Source organism: Streptomyces sp. NPDC020742, assembly GCF_040641675.1.
Lineage (GTDB): Bacteria > Actinomycetota > Actinomycetes > Streptomycetales > Streptomycetaceae > Streptomyces.
In genome coordinates, this window is sequence record NZ_JBFAEA010000048.1 from 1 (window position 1) to 19,427 (window position 19,427).

19 protein-coding genes and 1 pseudogene are annotated in these 19,427 nt (G+C 71.6%); 6 read left to right on the forward strand and 14 right to left on the reverse strand.

Features of this window, described 5'->3' with window-relative positions; all coding sequences use genetic code 11:
• Window positions 1–135, reverse strand: a pseudogene (locus AB0G84_RS35755) (aminofutalosine synthase MqnE); the annotation flags it as partial.
• 64 nt (window positions 136–199) lie between these two features.
• Window positions 200–1,282 (reverse strand): arylcarboxylate reductase, encoded by a 1,083-nt coding sequence (locus tag AB0G84_RS35760; protein WP_361330732.1) that lies wholly within the window; start codon window positions 1,280–1,282, stop codon window positions 200–202.
• 256 nt (window positions 1,283–1,538) lie between these two features.
• Here AB0G84_RS35760 and AB0G84_RS35765 point away from each other — a divergent pair, with 256 nt between their 5' ends.
• Entirely contained in the window at window positions 1,539–2,411 is an 873-nt protein-coding gene (locus AB0G84_RS35765) for a 1,4-dihydroxy-6-naphthoate synthase (RefSeq protein WP_361330735.1), read from the forward strand.
• A 93-nt stretch (window positions 2,412–2,504) separates the two neighbouring features.
• Here the strand turns inward: AB0G84_RS35765 and AB0G84_RS35770 are convergent, their stop codons facing one another.
• The gene (locus tag AB0G84_RS35770) at window positions 2,505–3,578 is read right to left on the reverse strand and encodes a Gfo/Idh/MocA family oxidoreductase (RefSeq protein WP_361330738.1); all 1,074 of its coding nucleotides are present in this window, start codon (window positions 3,576–3,578) and stop codon (window positions 2,505–2,507) included.
• Between the two features lie 74 nt (window positions 3,579–3,652).
• Complete coding sequence (locus tag AB0G84_RS35775; protein WP_361330741.1) at window positions 3,653–4,870, reverse strand: cytochrome P450; 1,218 nt, start codon at window positions 4,868–4,870, stop codon at window positions 3,653–3,655.
• Window positions 4,871–5,274: 404 nt separating this feature from the next.
• Between AB0G84_RS35775 and AB0G84_RS35780 the strand changes: the two genes are divergently transcribed.
• Complete coding sequence (locus AB0G84_RS35780; protein ID WP_361330744.1) at window positions 5,275–5,478, forward strand: ferredoxin; 204 nt, start codon at window positions 5,275–5,277, stop codon at window positions 5,476–5,478.
• Between the two features lie 95 nt (window positions 5,479–5,573).
• Window positions 5,574–6,299 carry a nucleotidyltransferase domain-containing protein gene (locus tag AB0G84_RS35785; protein ID WP_361330747.1) on the forward strand — a complete coding sequence of 242 codons (726 nt, stop codon included), beginning with the start codon at window positions 5,574–5,576 and terminating at the stop codon, window positions 6,297–6,299.
• Window positions 6,300–6,411: 112 nt separating this feature from the next.
• On the opposite strand, the gene AB0G84_RS35790 is transcribed toward AB0G84_RS35785, so the two are convergent.
• The gene (locus AB0G84_RS35790) at window positions 6,412–7,551 is read right to left on the reverse strand and encodes an LCP family protein (RefSeq protein WP_361330750.1); all 1,140 of its coding nucleotides are present in this window, start codon (window positions 7,549–7,551) and stop codon (window positions 6,412–6,414) included.
• Window positions 7,552–7,568: 17 nt separating this feature from the next.
• Window positions 7,569–9,662 (reverse strand): bifunctional polysaccharide deacetylase/glycosyltransferase family 2 protein, encoded by a 2,094-nt coding sequence (locus tag AB0G84_RS35795; RefSeq protein ID WP_361330753.1) that lies wholly within the window; start codon window positions 9,660–9,662, stop codon window positions 7,569–7,571.
• A 1,864-nt stretch (window positions 9,663–11,526) separates the two neighbouring features.
• On the opposite strand from AB0G84_RS35795, the gene AB0G84_RS35800 reads away from it, so the two are divergent.
• Window positions 11,527–11,874: a hypothetical protein gene (locus AB0G84_RS35800; RefSeq protein WP_361330756.1), complete on the forward strand. Its 348-nt coding sequence runs from the start codon at window positions 11,527–11,529 to the stop codon at window positions 11,872–11,874.
• A gap of 794 nt (window positions 11,875–12,668) precedes the next feature.
• On the opposite strand, the gene AB0G84_RS35805 is transcribed toward AB0G84_RS35800, so the two are convergent.
• The 7 genes from AB0G84_RS35805 to AB0G84_RS35835 all read right to left on the reverse strand — a co-directional run bounded on the left by AB0G84_RS35805 (window position 12,669) and on the right by AB0G84_RS35835 (window position 16,542).
• Complete coding sequence (locus AB0G84_RS35805) at window positions 12,669–12,980, reverse strand: gas vesicle protein (protein WP_361330759.1); 312 nt, start codon at window positions 12,978–12,980, stop codon at window positions 12,669–12,671.
• Window positions 12,977–14,005, reverse strand: a complete 1,029-nt coding sequence (locus tag AB0G84_RS35810) for a GvpL/GvpF family gas vesicle protein (protein WP_361330762.1) — start codon at window positions 14,003–14,005, stop codon at window positions 12,977–12,979. The genes AB0G84_RS35805 and AB0G84_RS35810 overlap by 4 nt, the downstream gene beginning before the upstream one ends.
• A complete protein-coding gene (locus AB0G84_RS35815; RefSeq protein ID WP_361330765.1) occupies window positions 14,002–14,451 on the reverse strand; it encodes a gas vesicle protein in 450 nt (149 codons plus the stop codon). The genes AB0G84_RS35810 and AB0G84_RS35815 overlap by 4 nt, the downstream gene beginning before the upstream one ends.
• A 123-nt stretch (window positions 14,452–14,574) precedes the next feature.
• The gene (locus tag AB0G84_RS35820; protein WP_361330768.1) at window positions 14,575–14,832 is read right to left on the reverse strand and encodes a gas vesicle protein GvpG; all 258 of its coding nucleotides are present in this window, start codon (window positions 14,830–14,832) and stop codon (window positions 14,575–14,577) included.
• A gap of 29 nt (window positions 14,833–14,861) precedes the next feature.
• Window positions 14,862–15,575, reverse strand: coding sequence for a GvpL/GvpF family gas vesicle protein (locus tag AB0G84_RS35825; RefSeq protein ID WP_361330771.1), 714 nt, complete (start codon window positions 15,573–15,575; stop codon window positions 14,862–14,864).
• 3 nt (window positions 15,576–15,578) lie between these two features.
• Window positions 15,579–16,019, reverse strand: a complete 441-nt coding sequence (locus tag AB0G84_RS35830) for a gas vesicle structural protein GvpA (protein ID WP_361330774.1) — start codon at window positions 16,017–16,019, stop codon at window positions 15,579–15,581.
• 226 nt (window positions 16,020–16,245) lie between these two features.
• The gene (locus tag AB0G84_RS35835) at window positions 16,246–16,542 is read right to left on the reverse strand and encodes a gas vesicle protein (RefSeq protein WP_361330777.1); all 297 of its coding nucleotides are present in this window, start codon (window positions 16,540–16,542) and stop codon (window positions 16,246–16,248) included.
• 396 nt (window positions 16,543–16,938) lie between these two features.
• On the opposite strand from AB0G84_RS35835, the gene AB0G84_RS35840 reads away from it, so the two are divergent.
• Together AB0G84_RS35840 and AB0G84_RS35845 are read left to right on the forward strand one after the other, a co-directional pair.
• Window positions 16,939–17,346 carry a hypothetical protein gene (locus AB0G84_RS35840; RefSeq protein WP_361330779.1) on the forward strand — a complete coding sequence of 136 codons (408 nt, stop codon included), beginning with the start codon at window positions 16,939–16,941 and terminating at the stop codon, window positions 17,344–17,346.
• A 138-nt stretch (window positions 17,347–17,484) separates the two neighbouring features.
• Window positions 17,485–17,655 (forward strand): hydrophobic protein, encoded by a 171-nt coding sequence (locus AB0G84_RS35845; RefSeq protein WP_361330782.1) that lies wholly within the window; start codon window positions 17,485–17,487, stop codon window positions 17,653–17,655.
• A gap of 184 nt (window positions 17,656–17,839) precedes the next feature.
• Here AB0G84_RS35845 and AB0G84_RS35850 read toward each other — a convergent pair whose 3' ends face one another.
• Window positions 17,840–18,979 (reverse strand): chitinase, encoded by a 1,140-nt coding sequence (locus AB0G84_RS35850; protein WP_361330785.1) that lies wholly within the window; start codon window positions 18,977–18,979, stop codon window positions 17,840–17,842.
• Window positions 18,980–19,427: the final 448 nt, after the last annotated feature.

The window sequence follows — 19,427 nt, forward strand, 5'->3', positions numbered from 1 at the left end:
GGTACGCACCTCATGCGCCAGACCACCCAGCCACGCCAGGTCATCACACGCGTAGAGCGCGATACCGTCCTCACGGCTCAACCGCTCACCGGCGCCGACCTTCTGCTCGATCTCACGCTTGTGTCCTGCATCCATCCCCGACTACCTTCCTACGTTTCTGACCTGGGCAAAGAGCGCTGAAAGCGCTGCGGACATCGGCTCAGTGGAGCCCTTCGGGAGCGGCCCGGGAGACCTGGAGCGGCTGCACATTGGCGACCCCGTCACAGGGCCAGTCGGCCGAGGTGCGGTACCGCACCGCCTGGTCCCGTTCGAGGAGGTGCGGCAGGAAGAGGTCCTCGTGCAGCACGGTGAGCCGGACCTGCCCCACCTCCCCGTAGGCCACCGTGCGCTCCGGGCGGTTGCGGTCGACCACGGCCATGGTCACCTGCGGGTAGGGCGGGACGTACGGCAGGAGGTCGCCGCCGCGCTCCGGGGCCAGGCCCATCGCGCAGCCAACGGTGTGTGCGTACGAGGTGCCCACCAGGCCGCCGTCCAGCGCACCGACGGCGTCCCGGTACAGCGGCGGGGTGAGCTGGGTTCCGCCCAGCCGCACGCCGTCGAGCCGCGCCACCCGATCCGGGTGGCGCCGCGCCAGCGCATGGAACAGCGCCGGCGTGGTCTCCAAGTAGTCGATCCGGCGACTGCCCATCAGCTCCGCCATCCGGTCGACGACATGGTCGACATAGCGGTTGACCTCGGCGAGCCGGCAGGCGCGGATCAACTGCGCGATCCAGCGCGGATCGAGGTCGACGCCGTAGACGACCGAGGCGTACAGGTGGGCCGTCTGCCCGGCGTCCTCGCCCGCCCCGTGCGGCCCGCCGGGCAGGGCGTGCAGCCAGCTGCGGCCGGGCTCGAAACCGGCCCGGACCAGGCCGAACCGGCGCCACAGCGCATGGTGGGTGCGCATCGTGCCGGTGCGGAAGACCTGGCACGGCCGGCCGGTGATGCCGCCCGAGTCGACGACGCACCCGGCCAGCGGGCGGGGAACGGCCTGCGGCACCAGCTCGACGGGGTCCAGATCCCGCAGCGTGGCGCGGGCGAAGGGCCCGAACGCCGACAGCTCGGCGTAGTGCGCGATGTCGAACGGATCGAAGTCCAGCTCGTCCCGGCGCTTGAGCCAGTACGGGCTGCCGGTCGCCGGATCGAAGTGCCGCCGTACGACGTGCCGCGTCCAGGCGTCCAGGTCCATGGACAGCCACCGCTCGACGAGCGAGGTGTCCGGTGGCGCCGTGGTCGGCAGCATCGCCGTTCCTTTCCTGCCGGGAGGGCCGCAGCCGCGCGCATGAGGAGCTGTGGGGGACCTTCGGAGCGGCGGACCGCGCGGGAACCGCACCCCGCCCGCCGGACCGGCGCACGCGGTGTTCCCCCACCCGGCTCGCCGGCGCCCTCCCATCCTCGCCGAGGCCACTCTGGGGAAATCCCCACACCCCCAGCGGGTTTCCTTGAGACCGGGCGCCGCGGCGCCCCGCCGACGGCCCGACGATCCGGGGGAGGGACCCATGGACCAGCGACTGACGTTCGCTCACTCACCGTGCCCGAACGACACCTTCACCTTCCACGCCTGGTCGCACGGTCTGCTCCCGGGCGCCCCCGCGCTCGAGGTGACCCTCGCGGACATCGACGTCACCAACGGCCTCGCCGAGCGCGGCGGCACCGACCTGCTGAAGATCTCCTATGCGGCCCTGCCCCATGTGCTGGACCGCTACGCGCTGTTGCCGTGCGGCGGCGCACTGGGACGCGGCTGCGGGCCCCTGGTCCTCACCCGCCCCGAGGACGGTCCGGACGCCTTCGCCCCGGCGCGGCTGGCCGGGCGGACCGTGGCGGTGCCCGGTGACCGCTCCACGGCGTATCTGCTGTTCCGGCTCTGGGCGGCCCGGGCCGTCCCGGGCGGCGTGGGCGAGGTCGTGGTGCTGCCGTTCGCGGAGATCATGCCGGCGGTCCGGGACGGACGGGTCGATGCGGGCCTGGTCATCCACGAGGCCCGCTTCACCTACCCGCGCTACGGCCTGCACCGCCTGGTCGACCTGGGCGCGGCGTGGGAGGCCGATACCGGCCGGCCGATCCCGCTCGGGGCGATCGTCGCCCGGCGGGACCTCGGTGCCCAGACCCTGCGCGCGGCACACCGGGCCGCCGCCGCCTCGGTCCGCTTCGCCTGGCGCCGGCCCGCCGCGTCCGCCGCGTATGTCCGCGCCCATGCCCAGGAGATGGCGCCCGAGGTGGTCGAGCAGCACATCGGTCTGTACGTGAACGGGTACACCGCCGAACTGGGCGAGGACGGCTACGGGGCGGTGCGGGAGCTGCTGGGCCGGGCCGCCGCGGAGGGCCTCCTGCCGCCGGTGGCGCCCGGCGCGCTGGACTTCCCCGGCGCCTGAGCGGCGGCCCGCCGGGCGAGCGGTGGCCCCGGCCGTCTCACGCGGGGGCGCGCGGGCCGGCCGCGCAGCGCGTTGTACGGGGCCGACTGCCGCTCACCCGTCGACGGGCACCGCCACCGCCCGGTCACGGACCGCGTCGACCAGCTCCATCATGGCCACCGCGTCCTGCCGCCACCGGATCTCGGCGGGCGCCGACGCGGCCCGGCCGGCGGTCACCGCGGCGGCGAAGTCACTGAGCGAACGGCCCAGTTGATCCGCTGCGGGCAGCACGAACTGCTCCCGGTGGTCCTGCTCCTCCAGTGTGAGCACCGGCTGGTACGCGGGCGGCGGGGTGTAGGCGCGGTCCACCGTGAGCCTCGCCTGCTCGCCCCACAGCCGGTAGGACGAGGCGTAGCAGTGCTCGAACCCGAACTCCACGGTGGCCAGCACCCCGGAGGGCGACGCCAGCAGCGCCTGGCCCGACAGTTCCAGGCCGTCGGACCGCCGTACGCGGGTGGAGGCGCCGGTCACCCGCAGCCCGGGCCCCAGCAGCATGCCGGCCGCCCGCAGCGGATAGACACCGGCGTCCAGCAGCGCCCCGCCGCCCAGGCCCGGCACATAGCGGATGTCCTGCGACGGCAGCGGCGGGAAGCAGAACGCGCTGTGCAGGGACCGCAGGCCGCCGAGCCGCCCCGCGTTCAGCAGCGCCGCGACCGCCTCGTGCTGCGGATGGTGCAGGAACATGAAGTTCTCCCGCAGCACCAAGTCGCGCTTCTCGGCCAGCGCCACCACCTCACGGGCCTCGGCCGCCGTGGTCCCGATCGGCTTCTCCACTAGGACGTGCTTGCCCGCGTGCAGCGCCCGCAGCGCCCACTCCGCGTGCAGGGCCGGCGGCAGGGAGACATAGACCGCGTCGACGTCGTCGCGCTCCAGCAGCGCCTGGTAGGAGGTGGCGGCACCGCCGAACCGGTCGGCGAACCGCTGGGCCCGCTGCGGGCTGCGGCCGGCCACCGCCACCAGGTCGGTCTGCGGGCAGCCCGCCATCGCCGGCAGCACCCGCCGCCATCCGATGGACGAGGTGCCCAGCACGCCGAAGCGCACCGGCGGTGTCGCCGCGTTGTCCGCGCCGGGGTCGTGCGGCTGCGGCAGGCCGTCGGTGGTGCGCTGGGCGGGCACGAAGTCGTCCACGGGGGATCCTCGGGTGCGGAGGCGGTCGTCCGCCGCCTCGATGGGACAGGGAGCGGGGGCTGGGCGGGGACGGGTCAGCCCCAGGTCACGGGGAGTTCGAACACCCCGTAGTGCATCGCGGTCTCCCGCAGCGGCACCTGCTCGGCCGGCACCGCCAGGCGCAGGTCCGGGAAGCGGTCGAACAGCTTCTGGAAGCCCAGGCGCAGGGAGGCCCGGGCGAGGTGCTGGCCGAGGCACTGGTGGATCCCGAAGCCGAACGCCAGGTGCCGGCGGGACGGGCGGTCGATGTCAAAGCGGTCGGGATCCTGGAACTGCCGCGGGTCGCGGTTGGCCGCCGGCAGCGAGAGCACCACCGTCTGCCCGGCCCGCACGGTCACCCCGCCGATCTCGACGTCCTCCAACGCCACCCGGCTCGCCCCGAAGTGAGAGATCGTCAGATAGCGCAGCAGCTCCTCGACGGTGCTCTCCATCAGCTCCGGCCGCGCCCGCACCTTGGCCAGCTCCTGGGGGTGCTCCAACAGCGCGAAGGTGCCCAGCGCCAGCATGTTGGGCGTGGTGTCCAGCGCCCCGCCGATGGCGATCCAGGCGATGTTGAGCATCTCCTCCTCGGTCAGCTCACCGGTCGCGATCAGCTGGCCGAGCAGGTCGTCCTTCGGCTCGCCGGCGAACCGGTCGGCCATCATCCGCTGGAGCCTGGCGTTCAGCGCCGTGCTGTGGTGCACGAACTCGTCCCGCGTGTAGTCCAGCCGCATGATGACGGAGAAGTGCTCCGCCAGAGCGGTCACATCGCTCTCCGACACCCCCATCACCGAGCACGTCGACCGGGCCGGGATCTTCTCCGCGAAGACCTTCACCAGGTCCACCGGCGGCTCCAGCTCAGCCATCTCGTCCAGCACCCCGTCGATGATCCCGGCCAGGGTGGGCTCGTACTGCTGGATCTTCCGCACGGTGAAGAAGCCGGTCAGCAGCCGCCGGTAGCGGGTGTGCTCCGGCGCGTCCATCCGTACGAAGTTGCCCGGCGCGGACGGCTCCGGGGCGTACTCCTCCACCTCGAACGGCGGCGAGTGCACCAGCGCCAGCAGCTCGTTGCGGTGGCTGAACCGGGGGTCGGTCATGATCTGCCGGACGTCGTCGTGCCGGGTGACCAGCCAGCCGTCCTTCTCCCGCGGGGCCAGCTCGAAGGCCACCGGGCTGATCGGGTCCTCCTCGCGCAGCCGCGCGTAGTCGGCGGCCGGGGAGAAGGGACAGGTGCGCCGGTACGGAATCACCGGCGCCTTCGGCTCGTAAACCATGACTCCTCCGTTGCGAAAGGGGGGCCGACCACGGGCACCGCGCCCCGGGCCGGTACGCGGCTCCGGCACACGGCCGCCGCCGGCCGGCCGCGGACCGAAGACCTCGGTCCGGATGCGGGCCCAGCCCAGCACGGTCCGGTACGGGGCGGCCAGCGCGGCGGCCGGACTCTAGGGAATTGCCGGTTGGTCCCACCCGCCGCGCGCCCCGGTACCGGCCGCCCGGCCACTCCCCGGCAGCCCGGGCCGGGCCGTCCCCGTGACTGGGGGTTTCCCCACACCTCCGCCCGAGCGCTCCGTGACGGCGGGCGCAGCCCCCAGGATGGTGCCGGGGCGCCTCCTCGGATCCGGGTGATCAGGGCCGTAGGAGTGCCGCCCCGGGCCGCTGAACGCTGAGGGGAACGCCGATGAGGATCGCCATCGACCGGGACAAGTGCGTGGGCGCGGGGCAGTGCGTGCTCGCCGCCGACGCCGTGTTCGAGCAGGACGAGTGGGACGGCCGGGTGACGCTGCGGGTGGTGAACCCGTCCGAAGACCTCACCGAGGCCGTGACCGAGGCGGAGCACCTCTGCCCGTCCCGCGCCATCTCGGTCGACCGCACCGCCGGCTGAGGAGGCGGGCCGGCCGGCAGCCCCCGCCGCCCCCGTGGCCGCTGCTCCGGCCGACTCCCGGGCACCGCGCCCCGGCGGCTGGCACGATGACGGCCATGGACGATCAAGAAAGCGTGGTGGCGGCAGCGCTGCGACTGGTCACGGAGCGCTTCCCGGACGCCCTGGGCGCCCTGCTCGGCGGCTCGGCCGCACACGGCCGTGCCACCCCGACCAGCGATCTGGACATCGCCGTCCTCCTCCCGGAGGGGGACACCAGCCGCCGGGAGGTGATCCGCCACGACGGCCGGCCGGCCGAGCTGTTCCTGCACACCGTCACGGACATACCGGCCTTCTTCGCCTGGGACCGGGCCCGCCGCCGCGGCACCGTCCTGTTCGTCTACGACCAGGGCATCCCGCTGGCCGACCCGCACGGTCACGTCGCGCGCACCCAGGCACGGGCCCGCGAGGTGCTGGCCGCCGGACCTCCCCCGCTCACTCCGGAGGAGTGGACCCACGGCCGCTACGCCCTCACCTGCTACCTGGACGACCTGGTCGACACCCCACCGGCCGACCGGTACGCACAACTGGCCCTCGCCGACCACGCCCTGCGCGAGGCGGCGCACCTGGTCACCGCCCACCACACGGCATGGACGGGGATCGGCAAGTGGCTGCCCCGCAGACTGCTGGCCGCGGACCCGCAACGGGGCAGGGCCCTGCTCGACGGCCATCGGACGGTGGCCGAACGCGGGGACCCCGCACCGCTGGCCACCGCGGTGCACCAGGTGCTCGACCTGCTCGGCGGACCGCTGCGGGAGGGCTACACCCAGCGCTGGACCCTCTGAACCGGCCGGCCCCGCGCGGTGCCCCGCGGCACGGGCCCGAGGACCCGTCCTCCTGGCCGCGTGCCGGGGCGCGGGGGCCGCAGGTCCGTACCGGCGGCCCCGGCGCCCCGCGTCAGCGCTTCTTCTTGTCGTCCTTGACGTCCACCGGGCGGTCGTCACGCAGCTCGCGGAACAGCCGCTGCGCCCGCGCCCGGTCCCAGAGCACCGCATTGCCCTTGGGCGTACGGAGTCCGACGGTGGCCACCGGGACATTGAGCTGCTTGCCGTGTCCGCCGGTGATGGTCCGGACCGCCTGGAACATCTTGGTCAGATCCATCAGGTCGGTGTCTCGGTCGACGAGGAGCGTGTCCAGCCCGGCGTTCAGCGCGGAGTAGACGGCGAGCGGATTGAGCACGGTGCCCGGCGCCGACGCCCGGTGGGCGAGGGCGGAGAGGAACTTCTGCTGGTTCCGGGTGCGGCCCAGATCGCCCTGGGCCTCCTGGTGGCGCTGGCGGACGAAGGCCAGCGCCCGGGCGCCGTCCAGAAGGTGACAGCCCTTCTTGAAGTTGGCGCCCGACTTCTCGTCCTGCAGGTCCCGGTCCAGGCAGATCGGGACCCCGTCGACGGCGTCGACGAGGTTGACGAAGCCGGCGAAGCCCACCTCCACATAGTGGTCGATCTTCAGGCCGGTGTTCCGCTCGATGGTGTTGACCAGCATCTTCGGACCGCCCACCGCGAACGCGGCGTTCAGCTTGTTCTTCGCCGGCGCGTGCCGCTTGCCGGTCATGGGGCTGGTGTACGACGGAATGGTCAGCCACGAGTCCCGCGGCAGGCTCACCATCGTGGTGCGGCCCCCGCCCGTGTGCAGCAGGATCATCGAGTCCGTGCGCCGGCCGCCGGCCGAGCCGGTGTGCAGCTGCTGCTTCTCCCGGTCAGTGAGGCCGTCGCGGCTGTCGGACCCGACCAGAAGGTAGTTGGTGCCCTTGCCGGATGCGCCCTGCTCCGTGGCGTCGGCGAGCTCGACGGTGCTGTTGAGCTTGCCGCCGGCCCAGGCCAGGGTGCCGGCGGGTATGCCCAGCAGGACGACGAGGGCGGCCACGGCCACCCGGCGCAGCGGCCGCTTGCGCCGCGAACGGTGGGCACCGCGCCGCGGCGGGCGGCCCCCGGCGGCGCCGCGGGACGGTGTGGCCGCCCCGTACGCCGTGGCGCCGGCGGGACCGGCCGGCCCTGCCGCGGGCGTGCCGCCGGCCCCGGGGCCCAGCGTGCTGCTCATGTGCTCACTCTCCTCGGTCACTTCGACGACAGGGTGGTCGGCTGCGGGACGGGCTCCTTGAGCAACTGCTGGTTGGCGGTGCCGGAGCGCTGCATGCGGTGCCACTTGAGCCGGGTGCCGAGCAGCGCGGTGACCACCGACTGGATCACCACCAGGTACAGCAGCTGCCGGTAGAAGAACTGCTGGAGCGGCAGGGCCCACAACGTGCGGAGCCGTTCGCCGTCCAGCCGCAGCGCATAGCCGGCGGTGACCATTTGGACGACGAGGAAGGCGAGCCAGATCCCCAGGGCCTGCGCCGAGTCGCCGAAGCACACCCCGTACAGGGCGAACACGTCGACGACCGGGGCGAACAGCGGCAGCACGATCTGGAACAGCGCCAGATAGGTCAGTCCCCGGCGCCCGAACCGCCCGGCCGGCCCGCGCTCGATCAGCGCGCGGCGGTGCTTCCACATCGACTGCAGCGTCCCGTAGCACCAGCGGTAACGCTGGCGCCACAACTGACGGAAGGTGCTGGGCACTTCGGTCCAGGCGACGGCCGACTCCTCGTAGACCACCCGCCGGCCCGCGCGCCACAGCGCCATGGTGAGGTCGGTGTCCTCGGCGAGGGTGTCGTCACTGACGCCGCCGATGGCCAGGAGCGCATCGCGGCGGAACGCCCCGATCGCGCCGGGCACGGTCGGCATGCACTCCAGCACCTCGAACATCCGCCGGTCCAGGTTGAAGCCGAGGACGTACTCCAGGTGCTGCCAACGGCCCAGCAGGCGACGCCGGTTGCCGACCTTGGTGTTGCCGCTGACCGCGCCGATGGCCGGGTCGGCGAGGGGCTGGATCAGCCGGCGCAGGGCGTCCGGCTCGAAGACCGTATCCGCGTCGATCATGACGATGATCTCGCAACGCGCGTAGCGCAAACCCGTGCTGAGCGCCCTGGGCTTACCGGAGTTGGGCTGGTGCACCACGGTCACCCGGGGGTCGCCGATGCTGCCGGCGATCTCCGCGGTCCGGTCCGTCGAACCGTCGTCGATGACCAGGATCTGCAGGTCCCGATGCGTGGAGGCGAGCAGCGAGCGGACCGTCGCCTCGACGCCGGCCTCCTCGTTGTAGGCCGGCACCAGTACCGTCACCGGCTCGGTCACCTCGCCCAACGCGCGCCTACCGGACCAGCGCCGGTGGCGCCGTCGTACATGGACGCGGGCCAGGGCGGTCAGCAGCACCAGCCGGAGGGCGGCCAGACCACCCGCGATTCCCAGCGCCCAGGTCATCGCGCGGGCAAAGGTGTGGCCGATCGACTGGGTCCAGATCAGCGCCTTGCCCTGGACGCGTTCGGGCAGTGTGGCCGGCGCGGTCAGCGGGGACCTGCCGAGCCCCTCGGTGACCGTGGTGAACCGGTCCACCTCCGGATCGGCCAGCAGCTTCGCCGCCTCCCGGTAGCCCAGCGAGGTGTGGCTGTACTGCCGCACCACGCCCTGCGGTGGCTTACGCGTGTGCTGGGTGGCGGCCACCAGCAGATACCCCTGGTCGGAGGCGCGCCGGGCGGCCGACCACTCCGCGCCGCACAGGGTGTCGGCGGTGGTGGTGTGCGGCAGTCGCAGCAGGCGGGTATTGATGCCCGCGGCGCCGGCCAACGCGGTCTGGGTCAGGGAGAGTTCCCAGTGCGACCGCAAGTGCGAGGCACTTCCTAAATCGCCGCCCGTGTAGGTGTACGAGCCGATCTCATGGCCCTCGGCGCGGATCCGCCGCACCAGCTCCGGATGGCGCGTGGCCTGCGTTCCGTAGAGGAAGAAGGTGGCGTGCGCGTGGTGCGCCCGCAACAGGTCGAGCAGCCGCGGAGTCCACTTCGGGTCGGGGCCCCCGTCGAAGGTGAGCGCGGCGGTGCGCCGCGGCATCTGCGCGGTCTCGGCGCCGCCGTCGGTGACCCGCAGCACCGGAGAACCGTCGTCCGCGGATCTCGGTATGGGGCTGGTGCAGGCACGCCGGGTGCGGGCTCCGTCGACCTCGTGGGTCGTCCAGCCTTCGAAGAGCAGGGAGAAGGCGATTATGGGGAGCATCAGCAACAGCAGTATCCAGTGCCAGCGTGGGGGGTGACGCAACGCGTGCCGCCCCTGCCCTGACATCGCCACAATGGGCCCTTTCTGTCGAGGAGTCATGCCCGGTGGGAGGCGCGGACGCCCGCGCGGGCACGCCAGGGCGGCACGCGCGGGCGACGACGCCTCGGGCGGTACCGGGGAGGCTCGCACCGTGGGGGATGCGACTCACCGGTCCTGCCTTCTCAGGGGGCAGGGGTGGGGTCCGCCGGGGCGGGGGAGGGGCTCCGATCGGTGTGCTGTCCTACGGGCACGGCCGATCCGGGACGTCCGGACGGCACGGTCCGGTGTGGGCCGTCCGGCCCGCCGGACCGGTGGTGCCCGGCCCGTTCCGGGAGCGGATCGGCCTTTCCCGGCGCCGGCTTGGCGCCCGGTTCCAGGAGGCCGCCGAACACGACGGCGAGGACTACGAGATATCCGGTGCACATGCACCCTACGGTCAGCGCTGCGCGTCCCAGGAAGCGTCGACGCCTGCCTGATGCGTCAACAAATACGGGACGGTTCGGTTGCTTACCGGGGCGAATGCTGTGGGGGGTAGCGGTTCGCATGAAGGCTGAGTGTAACCAGCTGCGCGCAAATGAGAATAGAAAGTCTGGCCAATGCCATCTCGCTGTGACGTCGGCGACAAACCTGCGCCGCGGTGTGCGGCGCAGCTCCTACCCCTCAATTGCGCTGGCACGCGTCACCATGCCTATTTCTGCCCCTCGGTGTCCACTTCGACCTGACGCTGCGACACGGGACCTTCACACGCCCTTCGCATGACGATTCCTACTGTGAAGTAACTCACGTTGTCGAGCGATAGCACCGGGCAATTGCCTCACGCAATGTGGGCGGTGTTCGTTTTGGGTGGGAAGCCCCACCTGGTCGGGAACGGGATACTTGTTCCCTCCGGGGCGAGTTGGCGCCTGGTGCGCAGGTCACACTGCCCCACAGGGCGATGCCCGAGGGCGCACCGCGGGGTGACCGCCGCTCGGTCGCCGGCCACGGATTCCGCCCCGTGCCCCCGGATTACGGTGAACGCCCATTGTGTTGATGCCATGTAAATTCCCGGTACCGGATAACCCGCCGACCGATCGGCTGAATATCGCCGCACCGAACGCTCCCGCGCTCCAGGAAAACCGTAAAGCGGGCCCCTTCCGAATGTCGTTCCGCGCCCTGTGGTGTGGCGGTCCGACCGGTTCTCCAGAGCGATCCCGGAGCTCTTCTCCACGGGTATCTGCGCGTTCATCTCCGCACCCGGCTTCGTGCCCGTACCGGGTCGGTCGGCCTGGCCGTCCCGCCCCGCCCGGCACCACCGCAGCCCTGCGACCAGGCACATTCCTCCATTTTCAGCTCCGGTGCTGCGCCGCGGACGCACCTGCGGTGTCCGCCGCCGCCATCGAACCGCTGCGTTCGACGCCTCCCGAGGTGCGGCGTTGCCGCTGCCGCGCGGGACGATCAGGAAAACGTCCACACAAAGTTTTCCAAGAGGTCATCCACAGAGAGGGTTCCGATCGCCCAACGCTGGGTATTCTCCCGGCCCTTCGTGGAAGTCCCACCGAATCGTGCGACTCTCGGGCGGCGTCGAACGGCGGTCCCGTATGCGAAGTCGCCGCCGCCAACCGAGCCGGCCGAGCCGACCGCGGAGCGCCGCCCGCACCGCGCCGCCGGTGCTCCGGCGGTGGGCGGCGACGCCGAGGCGCAACCGTCACGGCCGGAAACCCGGCAGCGGTGCCTGGTCCGTCCCCTCGGGGCGCATCCTCGCCGAGACCACCCATAGGGCGCATTTCTGAGTCCCGAGCGGGGCTCTCGAGTGGTGCATCGCGCCGCAAGGGCCGACCGTGAGCGATATGGCCACTGCGATGCACAAGGCCGACGCTGTGTCGTCCCTCGCAGTAGCTTGAAAGGAACTCCCGTGCGCACTGCCCGAACCTTGCTGGCCTCAGCGGCCCTCACTGCACTCTTCACCGTCGCGGCTCCCGTCGCGACCGCTTCCGCCGCGGCTCAGGACCACGCGCCAGACACCCGGATCTCGTCCAGCAGCAACACCTTCGACGACGACTACCGCAGGGATGACGGCTACCGGAGAGGTGACGGCTACCGGAGGGGCGACGGCGACCGTCGTTGGTCCCGGCACCACCGCCACGGGCGCCACCACTGGTGCCGGCACCACCACCGCCGCCACCACTTCCGCGACTTCCGCCGGCCGGTCGGCGGTGTGCACACCGGCGGCGGCGGACTGATGAACCCCCTGCACGACTGAGGTGCCCCGCGTGGGTGCGGCACAGGTTGCCGCACCCACGCGGCTGTGCTGCTCCGCCCACTCGGCCGCCCGCTGCGCGTCCCGTTGGCCGTACCGCGCCCCGAGTGCCCCTCTTCTCGTCTGAGAAGTGACGTTTCTTCCTGACAGATGGGGGCAGATGCAGAACAGTCCCCGGCTGGCTTCCCCCGTCCAGCCGGGGACTTCGCTGTGGGCTCCGGCCCGGCCGAACGTCGCTGCCGAGCCCGGGCAGCCCGCGCAGCAGCCTGGCTTCCGCCCACCGACCGCCGCAACTGGCGCCGCCGGAACAGTCGTTGCCCGCCAGGTCGTTGCCGGGCGGAGCCGGGAGGGCCGTTTGCCGGGAAGGTCGTTGTCGGGCGCGGCCGGAAGAGCTGCTGGGGGCGGGGCCGGACCGGGGCGGACGGCCACCGGCCGCGCAGGCCCCGCCCGAACTCTCCGCCCCGCTTTCCGGCCCGCACCGGCTGGGGGCGGAACGCGTCACCTGAACGGCGGCAGGCCGACGGGACAGCGGGCTGCCCGGGCGGCCGGCATGTGCAGCCTCCCGAACACGGGGATGCCGGATACGGGGAGGGCGGACAGGGGGATGCCGGAGAAGGGGATGCCGGACACGGAACGCTCGGTCCGGACCGGTCGGGTGCTGACTGCGGTACGGGTGGGTGCCGGGCCCCTGTCCGCTGGCGGGTCACTCGTTCGGAGGTATGGCCTGATATCGATCGCCCGCGGATCTTCGGCCAGCTCGGCCTGCCCAACCGACGAGTCGGTAGCCCACACAGGACTCACCCGGCCAGCACCGTCGCCCTCCGGCCGTTGCCGTTGCCGCAAGGCGCCGGATCGTCGGGGGTGATCGAGTGGATCACCGCCCGTAGGTTGATCCGTACGAGGTCCACATCGGCGACCGACAGGACGAGATCGCCGGTCAGGACCGCGCCCCCGTTCAACAGCCGGTCCAGGAGGTCGATCAAGGCGACCTGACGCCCGGCCGGAGCCCCTTCCCCGGGCAGACCGGTACTGCTCCTGCTGGTGCCACCGGCCACACCGGGAACCGGGACCGTGGGTAACGCCTCCGCCGTACCGCCGTCGTCCCTCATGCGCCGCCGTCCACCGCGAGGGGAGTGGCGAACGAGTACGGTGCCCACGGACCGGTGATCTCGACACGTACGCCGGGCACTCCGTCCGCCAGGCCCGACAAGGCCTGGTGGAACTCTCCGATCCGCCCGGTGGGGACCAGATAGGCCTCGTTGGCGATGTTCTCGCCCGCTGTGGCGGCCAGTTCACCGCGCTGCGGGCGGTGCACCACCCTCGCCCGGACGAGCGCGGCCACCCGCCCCGGCACCTCGCCCGCGACCGCTCCCGCGGCACGGTACGCCTCGCGGTGCTGCTGCCGCTGCGCCCGGCGCCGCTGCAAGTACGCACGTCCCGGGCCAGCGGGCGCGGAACCGGGGGCCGGCGCGGAACCGGGGGCCGGCGCGGAACCGCGTACCCCTGCTCCTTCTCCCGTCACTCCCGCTCCAGCTGCCGCTCCCGGTGCTGCGGGTGGCGCGGCTGCCTCGCGCGGATCCGCGTACACCTTGACGCCCAGTTCGACGTGCCCCTCGACACGGGCGAGCCGTGCGCCGAAATCCGCCCCCTGCTCCCGGAGCATCGACCGGACGCCGGCGTCGTCGAGATACACCGTGGCCAGTCGCAGGGGGAGCACCTCCGTCATGCGAGAGGCGGCATCGATCACCGCGTGATGGGTACGAGCCAGAGCCGCCAGCTCGGACAGGTTCTCCAGCCGGGTCCGCATCCCCTCCTCGTCGTAGGCGCCGGCCGGTACGGAGGACACCAGCGCGGCCAGCCCACCACCGACGACCGTGCGGACCGGGCCGCCTTCCAGCCCCGCGATCCGCCCGGCCGCCGCATCGACGGCGGTGCCGGCGCGGCAGACGGCGTACACATAGCGGACCGTGCTGCCGGAGCCGGCAGGTGGAGTTGAGGGGGCGGCCTGCGGGACCGGGTGGTCGATCTGCCGGGCCGGGTGGTCGGGCGGCGGGTCAGGGGCGTCGGCCCGTGGTGCCCGGTGGTCGGCCGGTGCAGCTTCCGCCTCGCCGGTGCGTGCTCCGTCGGTGTTCACCGTTCCTCCCCGTGCGCCGCCCGGAGGGTGTCCTCGCCCTGCGCCACACCCTGCCTCGCCCCCTTCGGTGGGTCGACGGCGGCCCGCAGCTCGGCGAGCTCGGCGCGCAGCCGGGCGTTCTCCTCCGCCAGCCGGTTCGTGCCGGTCGCCGGCGGGTGCGCGTCCATGATCGGCACTGGCGCGTGGGCCCGGGAGGACAGCGAGGGATCGTGCTCCCACCAGTCGATGCCCATCTCCTTGGCCTTGTCGACCGAGGCGACCAGCAGCCGCAGTTTGATGGTCAGCAGCTCGATGTCGAGCAGATTGATCTGGATGTCGCCCGCGATGACCACGCCCTTGTCCAGGACGCGTTCGAGGATGTCGGCCAGGTTGGCGGACGACCCGTCCCCGCCGTACGGGGACGCCCCGTAGGAAGGCCCCCTACGGCCGGTGAGTGAATCGGACACGTGATCAGCCTCGTCTGTACGTCGGTACGGTGGGACAGGTGGGACAGGTGGGACAGGTGGGCGCGATGGCGGGCAGCGACCGGCGAGCGGCGGCGCCCCTCGTCCTCGGGAGGTGGTATGTACTCAGGAGGCGGTACCCAAGCGCTGCTGATGGGCCTCCAGCCACTCCAGGCGGTCGAGGAGCTCGTCCTCGCGTCGGTCGAACTCCTCGGGAGTGAGGGCCCCGTCGAGCAACTGCCGTTCCAGTTGGTGCAGTTCCCGGCGTACCGGCTCCGGGTCGTAGTACTCGCGCTCCGCGGTGAGCAGCACGCGATCGAGCACCCAGACCGTCCCGCGCACCGGGGTCAACGGAAGGGTCAGGAGGGAGGTGATGAGACCCATGGAAGCCTCCGCTCGGTGGGACGACGGGCTCAGACGAAGCTGTACGGCGGCAGCGGCCCATTGAGGCGGAACGTGTAGGCCTCGCCGCGCTCTCCGGCCTCCTGGTGGACGGCCTCGGTGAACGCCGCTGCCTTCTCCCGCCGCACCAGGAACGACACGATCAGGAAGTGGTTCCTGGTCGGGTCGGAGACCGCGGTACGTTCCGCCGCCGGCGCGAGGCGGTGCACCGTCTCGGTGCCCATGCGGGCGTGCCGGGCCTGGACCTCCTGGGAGATCAGCTCGCCGAGGGCCATCTTGTCGTCGTGCGCGCCGGGACGGCGCCGGGTGCGTTCGTTGAGCCGCCGTACGTCGCCGGAGTCCGCGAGGATCTCCCGCAGCAGGTCGTCCTCCTCGCGGGCGACCTTGAGGTGGTACTCCATACAGCCACCGACCTCCTGGAGGCGTTCGGTGTAGGCGGCGCCCTGCTCCTCCAGGGCGGCCACGACGTGGTCGTCGTCGGGCCCCACCAGACCGAACCGCATCGGCAGCGCCACACCGTCCGCCAACAGCCGCTCCTGGACGCCCTGGTGGGCAACCAGATCCCTCCGCTTGGCCCGTAGATGCGCCGGTGCGTCGCTGACCACCGCGCTCAGCTGCTCGGTCCGGACGGCGCGCAGTTCCGCCGCCGGGTCACCGATCCCGAGGATCCCGTCCAGATGCAGCGGATGGCTCGCGCCGGTGATGGCGTAGAGGTAGGTCGGCACGGGTCATTCCTCCCGACGGCGGGCGGTGCGGCGGCTGCCTGCGGACTTGCGCGCGGGGCGCTCCTCCTCGTCCTCCTGCTCCGAATCCTGGGAGCCCTTGTGGAAGGTGTCGGTGACGGCCTCGATGGCGCCGCTCAGCGCGCCCTTGGACTTTCCCTTGGCGCCGCTCTCGGTCGCCTCACCGACGAGATCGGTGAGCTGACTGGGCGCCTTGCGGCTCGACTCCAGGTCCAGTCGGTTGCATGCCTCGGCGAAGCGCAGATAGGTGTCCACGCTCGCCACGACAACCCGTACGTCGATCTTGAGGATTTCGATGCCGACCAGGGAGACGCGGACAAAGGCGTCGATGACGAGGCCCCGGTCGAGTATCAGCTCAAGGACATCGTAGAGACTGCCCGAGCCACCAGTGCTGTTCGGTGCATTGGATTGCTGAACGACACTCACTGCCGATCCCTTCCCATTGGCTGGAGCGGGCCGTTTGGCTGGAGCGGGTCATGCGGCGTGCGGTGACTTCCGATGAACGTGGTGCGGTGAACGTGGTGCGGTGAACGTGGTGGGGTGAACGTGGTGCGGTGAACGCGGTGCGGTGAACGCGGTGCGAAAAGTGTGGTGCGAGACTTTGGTGCGGAAAATGCCCTGCGGAGAATGCGGTGGGGTGAATGTGGCGCCGTCACCGGTCGATCTGACCGCGCGCATAGCGGCGGGTCCTTTCGAATCCGACGAGTTCGCCCCATTCATCGAGGTGGACACGGTACGAAGCCATCACGCTCGCGGTGTCCGGAACCCGTTGGATCTCCACCACCTCCACGTCTGCCGACCAACCGTCGTCCGTCCTTTTGAGTGCGGACACCGAGTCGGGCTCGCACTGGAGCATCTCGGCGAGCTGTGCAGCCGCGTGGCGCATCGCCGCCGGAGCACCGATGCCTTTCGGGCTGCCCTTTCCTTCCTTGCTCTCCGCTGTCGCCATGATCCCGTCCGTTGTACGTCGTGGTCACAGGTGTCGAAGTGCGAAGTACGGTTGGCCTGTGCAGGCGGTAGAACACCGCTTGCCCGGGGGAGTCGAACGTATGCGTATCGACTCCTCGGGCCGGGTACGGCAGGCTCCTTCCCGCAGGTAGGGGCGAAGGCGGAGCCGCAGGTTCGGCTGTAGGGGCGCCTCGCGTCACGGGGCAACGCTTCCGTGCGTAGCCTCTGTGCGCACCACCTCTGTGCGTAACCTCTGTGCGCACCGAGGAAGCTGATCCGACAGTGCATCAGAATGGCGTCCCGGGCCACAGGGTGGATTCCTCACGGTGAACCCAAGGCGCGGGCCGATTCCTCCTGCTAGGTAACGCCCGGAGAAATTACGGGGTTTCACTTCCGCATGAGCGGTGAGGCGAAAGACATGAGTGACGCACGAAGGAAGTCCAGCAGCCCCTCCGGCAAACTCCAGCGTGAATCGAAGGAAGTCCCCTCCAAGGGAGAGAAGACCGCCGCCCGTACAAAGAGGAAGGCCGCCCGTACGAGGACCGCCGCCGCCAAGGACGCCACGACGGCCGGCGGGCGGGCAAGGGCGAGCGTCGAAAACGGGCGGCAGGCCGCAGCGTCCGCCGTCGGACAGATTTCCGCCACGGCCGTCACCACCTGGACGGCCGTCAAGAAACGCAAGACCATCGCGGCGGGCGTCGGCGCCGGAGTCATCGGTGTCGTCGGCGCGGCATTCGCCGCCGGCCGTACCACGGCGAAGCCCCGAACCGGCCCCCTGACGCGCATGGTCCACAGCCGCATCTGAGCCGGCCCGTCCCGTCTCACCGCGCCGATCTCCCGCGCAAAGATCCCTCAATTCCCCGACAGTCCCGGCGACTTCTTCGCCGACGGGTCGAGCCCATACCGCGCGGAATGGTAGACCCTGATGAGGAGGCTGACTCTTATGGTCCCCCTGCTTCTTGTTCTGCTCCTCGCACTGCTGCTCTTCGGCGCCGGATTCGCCTTGAAGGCCCTCTGGATCGTCGCAGTGGTGGTGTTGGCGTTCTGGCTGCTCGGCTTCTTCATGCGGTCCACGGGCGCCGGGGGCAGCCGCGGACGCTGGTACCGCTGGTAGACCCACCGCGCCACCACACCGGCTGCCCGGGGTCCCCGCCGAAGAACGCGGCGGGGACCCCGGGCTGCCGGCGCGCACGGGCGCATCCGGGTGAGCGGACGGTGTGCGGCCTCCCGCATCTTGGGAGGCCGCACACCGCTCGTCGGCTGGGGAAGCCGCACACCGATGCTCGGTGCAGGGATGCTCAGGTCCGCCCGAGGAAGGCCTTGACGAACGCGTTGGTGCTCTCCGCGGTGCTGGAACAGGTGGCCTGCGCCGTACGGACCGCCCCTTCCGCGCAGGGCTTGTCCCTGGTGAGGGACCACATGGAGAGCCGGCCGAGCCCCTTCTTCTCGGCGAACTTCCGCAGCTCGACCGCGTCGCCGGTCCGGAAGACCTCGCCCTTGACGTCGTTTACGCCGATCATCGGCGTAACCGCGACCGCCTTCCACGCCGCGGCCTCGCTGCGGATCCCCAGCGCCGTCCTGACCTGCTTCTGGGCCGCGGTGGCGGCGGCGACCGCGTAGCGGCCCATGTCGCCGTCGTAATGGGTGCCGTAGTCCATGGCCATGATGTTCACGGTGGAGACCCGGGCACCGTTCCTCCGCGTGCTCTCCAGCGCCGTGACGCTGTCACGATTCAACCCCGAGGGCATCACCGGGAGCGTGAAGGAGACGTCCAGCGCGCGCCGTTGCTGGAGCTTGGCCAGCGCCCGCGCCCGCAGCTCGTTGGCCTTGGTGTCCGTCAGCGCCGGACCCTCGATGTCGAAGTCGACCTTCGTCAGGTGGTAGGCGTCGATGACCTTGCTGTACGCGTTCACCAGCCGGTCAACCGAGCCGCAAACCCTGGCGAGTTCGTTGCCGCTCTGACCGCCGAAGGAGACGCGCACCTCGCCTCCCCGCGAACGCAGTTCGTCCGCCTGGCGCGCCACCGGATTGTCCTCCAGCGCCTGCTGGCCACCCCACTCGGGCACACATCCGTCGCCCGGCGAGACGAACGCCAGGGTGTACTCCTTCACCCCGGTCTCCCGGGCACTCCGGAGCAGGTCGTACGAGGGGCTGAGCGAGGTGTCCACATAAGGGGAGAAGGCGCCGCGCTCCGGTGAAGGAGGCCCGGGCGTAGGGGAGTTGGAGCCGGGGGTCTTCGTGGCGGGGGCCTTCGTGGGGGGTGCCTGGCTCGTCCGCTGCGAGGGTGCCGGCCGCGAGCCGCTGGGCTCTTCCTCGTCCCCGGCCGAACAGCCGGCGAGCAGCGTCACGCCGAGCGCCGCCGCCGTCGCCGCTGCGCCGGCCGCCGGTATGCGGGCGCTGCTCCTACGAGTGGCCGACCGTGGTGCATGGTTCGTCATTGTCGGACTGCATCCTTTGTGGGGGGTGGGCAGTTGTCTGCGGTTGTCTTCGAGTGTTCCCTGTCGAGGCAACGTTCGTACGGCAACCGCGGTCCCCGCCTGTATACCGAAGCCCGGGCAAGGCGTCGGTACGGCACCCTACGGCGGACCATATCCGCCGTACGGAAGGCAGGACCGCAGTCCCTCCCTCTCCTGCCCCCCCAACAGCGACGATGCCGACCTCCACGGTCCTCACCGACCGTCGATCCCGCCTTCCCCGAAACGCCAGACGGCCGCCCTGCCACGGGGGCGGGGCGGCCGTTACGGACTCGGCTACGCGGTCACTCGCCGGAGAGCACCGCCTGTGCGGCGGTGCGTGCGTCGTCGGGGGTGTCGGTGGCGCGGGCGGCTGCTGCGGCTCGTTCGCACTGGGCCAGGGTGTGTTTGGCCAATGTCGTCCGCACGTAGG

Bases quoted from the DNA above. Each gene is read 5' to 3' on its own strand.
- AB0G84_RS35760 (WP_361330732.1), bottom strand. From the start codon at position 1,282: ATGCTGCCGACCACGGCGCCACCGGACACCTCGCTCGTCGAGCGGTGG.
- AB0G84_RS35765 (WP_361330735.1), top strand. From the start codon at position 1,539: ATGGACCAGCGACTGACGTTCGCTCACTCACCGTGCCCGAACGACACC.
- AB0G84_RS35775 (WP_361330741.1), bottom strand. From the start codon at position 4,870: ATGGTTTACGAGCCGAAGGCGCCGGTGATTCCGTACCGGCGCACCTGT.
- AB0G84_RS35780 (WP_361330744.1), top strand. From the start codon at position 5,275: ATGAGGATCGCCATCGACCGGGACAAGTGCGTGGGCGCGGGGCAGTGC.
- AB0G84_RS35785 (WP_361330747.1), top strand. From the start codon at position 5,574: ATGGACGATCAAGAAAGCGTGGTGGCGGCAGCGCTGCGACTGGTCACG.
- AB0G84_RS35790 (WP_361330750.1), bottom strand. From the start codon at position 7,551: ATGAGCAGCACGCTGGGCCCCGGGGCCGGCGGCACGCCCGCGGCAGGG.
- AB0G84_RS35795 (WP_361330753.1), bottom strand. From the start codon at position 9,662: ATGTCAGGGCAGGGGCGGCACGCGTTGCGTCACCCCCCACGCTGGCAC.
- AB0G84_RS35805 (WP_361330759.1), bottom strand. From the start codon at position 12,980: ATGAGGGACGACGGCGGTACGGCGGAGGCGTTACCCACGGTCCCGGTT.
- AB0G84_RS35820 (WP_361330768.1), bottom strand. From the start codon at position 14,832: ATGGGTCTCATCACCTCCCTCCTGACCCTTCCGTTGACCCCGGTGCGC.
- AB0G84_RS35835 (WP_361330777.1), bottom strand. From the start codon at position 16,542: ATGGCGACAGCGGAGAGCAAGGAAGGAAAGGGCAGCCCGAAAGGCATC.
- AB0G84_RS35840 (WP_361330779.1), top strand. From the start codon at position 16,939: ATGAGCGGTGAGGCGAAAGACATGAGTGACGCACGAAGGAAGTCCAGC.
- AB0G84_RS35845 (WP_361330782.1), top strand. From the start codon at position 17,485: ATGGTCCCCCTGCTTCTTGTTCTGCTCCTCGCACTGCTGCTCTTCGGC.
- AB0G84_RS35850 (WP_361330785.1), bottom strand. From the start codon at position 18,979: ATGACGAACCATGCACCACGGTCGGCCACTCGTAGGAGCAGCGCCCGC.